The organism is Nocardia sp. NPDC058497 (assembly GCF_042720195.1).
GTDB lineage: Bacteria > Actinomycetota > Actinomycetes > Mycobacteriales > Mycobacteriaceae > Nocardia.
In genome coordinates, this window is record NZ_JBHXMY010000851.1 from 1 (window position 1) to 1,860 (window position 1,860).

A 1,860-nucleotide genomic window follows, 5' to 3' on the forward strand; every position below is an offset into this window, starting at 1 on the left:
ACGATAGACTCTAGCCGCACCCAGTGACCGGCAGAGTTCTCGTGGAGGCGGCACTGCTCGTGCCGCACCCGACGACCGGCAGGAGTCCCGGGGAGGCGGAACAGCCCCAATGATCGCGGAGAGGCGGAAACGCTGTGAGTACCGTCTATGACTGTGCGGAACCGGCGTCGCGGGCAGCGGGGATCACCGCGGCGACCAGCGCGCTCAAATCCGGTCGGCTGGTTGTCATGCCGACCGACACGCTGTACGGCCTGGCGGCCGACGCGTTCGATGCCGACGCGGTAGGCGCGCTGCTGGCCGCCAAGCGGCGCGGTCGCGATATGCCGGTTCCGGTGCTCGTCGGGTCGTGGCACACCATCGATGGTCTGGTGTTCTCTGTACGCCCGCAGGCGCGGGAACTGATCCGCGCGTTCTGGCCGGGCGCCCTGAGCCTGGTCGTGCAGGCCGCGCCGTCGCTGGCGTGGGATCTGGGTGACACCCGTGGCACGGTGATGCTGCGGATGCCGTTGCATCCGGTCGCGCTGGAATTGCTGCGCGAAGTCGGGCCGCTGGCCGTGTCGAGCGCGAATGTGTCCGGGCAGCCGCCGGCCAGCACCGTCGAGCAGGCGCGCGAGCAGCTGGGGTCGCTGGCGAGTGTGTATCTCGACGGTGGTCCGGCCGAGCACGCGGTGGCCTCCACGATCGTCGATCTGACCGCGGATCAGCCGCGGGTGTTGCGGGAGGGTGCGGTGCCGGTGGCCGATATCGCGGAGGTGCTCGGGATGGCGCCCGACGCGCTGACCAGCCCCGCGCAGCGGTGATCGCACGCCTCCCATGAGCTCAGTCGTTCCCCTGCGCGAGCTGGTGCTCGTGCTGCTCGTCTCGGCCACGGTGACCTTCCTGGCGACCGGCGGTGTCCGGGTGCTGGCCATCGGCTTCGGCGCGGTCGCGGTTCCGCGTGAGCGCGATGTGCACGTGACGCCGATTCCGCGGATGGGTGGCGTCGGCATGTATGTCGGTGTCGTCGCCGCGGTGTTGTTCGCGCACCAATTGCCTGCCCTGCGGCGCGGTTTCGATTACGCGCCCGATATTCCGGCGGTGCTGGTTGCGGCGACGATCATCGTGCTCGTCGGCATCGTCGACGACCGATGGGGCCTGGACGCGCTCACCAAATTCGCCGGGCAGGTCACCGCGGCGGGCGTGATGGCCGTGATGGGCCTGAGCTGGTACGTGATCTACGACCCGTTCAACGACTCCACCGTGGTGCTCGACGCGCTGCAGGGCGGCCTGGTGACCGTGGGCATCACCGTCACCCTCGTCAACGCGATGAACTTCGTCGACGGTCTGGACGGTTTGGCGGCGGGGCTCGGCTTGATCTGTGCCGTCGCGGTTTTCGTGTTCTCCGTCGGTTTGCTCTACGACCAGGGCGGCTCGGTGGACACCTATCCACCCGCGCTGCTGGCCGCCGCGCTGGCAGGCGCCTGCCTCGGATTTCTTCCGCACAATTTCTCGCCCGCCCGAATCTTCATGGGCGATACCGGCTCGATGATGATCGGTTTGATGCTGGCGGCGGTTTCCACCGGCGCCTCCGGCCGAATTCCGCTGCAGGGCTATGGCCCGCGCGACATTGTCGGTTTGCTCTCGCCGTTGTTGCTGGTCGGCGCGGTGATGTTCATTCCGGTGCTCGATCTGTTGCTCGCGATCGTGCGCCGGGTGCGCGCGGGCGTGAGTTTCTCCACACCGGACAAAATGCATCTTCATCACCGATTGCTACAGATCGGACATTCCCAGCGACGCGTGGTCCTGTTGATCTATTTGTGGGTCGGCGTGCTCGCCTTCGGCGCGGTGGGAACTTCGCTGATGGATCGGCGACTTGTGGTG

Annotated in this window: 2 protein-coding genes; both read left to right on the forward strand. The window is 67.5% G+C overall.

Translation table 11 applies throughout. The annotated features are described in order from the left end of the window. The first annotated feature begins 134 nt into the window (after nucleotides 1-134). Entirely contained in the window at nucleotides 135-800 is a 666-nt protein-coding gene (locus tag ACFWPJ_RS31750; protein ID WP_378857056.1) for an L-threonylcarbamoyladenylate synthase, read from the forward strand. A 13-nt stretch (nucleotides 801-813) separates the two neighbouring features. Beyond that, nucleotides 814-1,860 (forward strand): MraY family glycosyltransferase (locus ACFWPJ_RS31755; protein WP_378857058.1); only part of this gene is annotated, 1,047 nt, incomplete at its 3' end.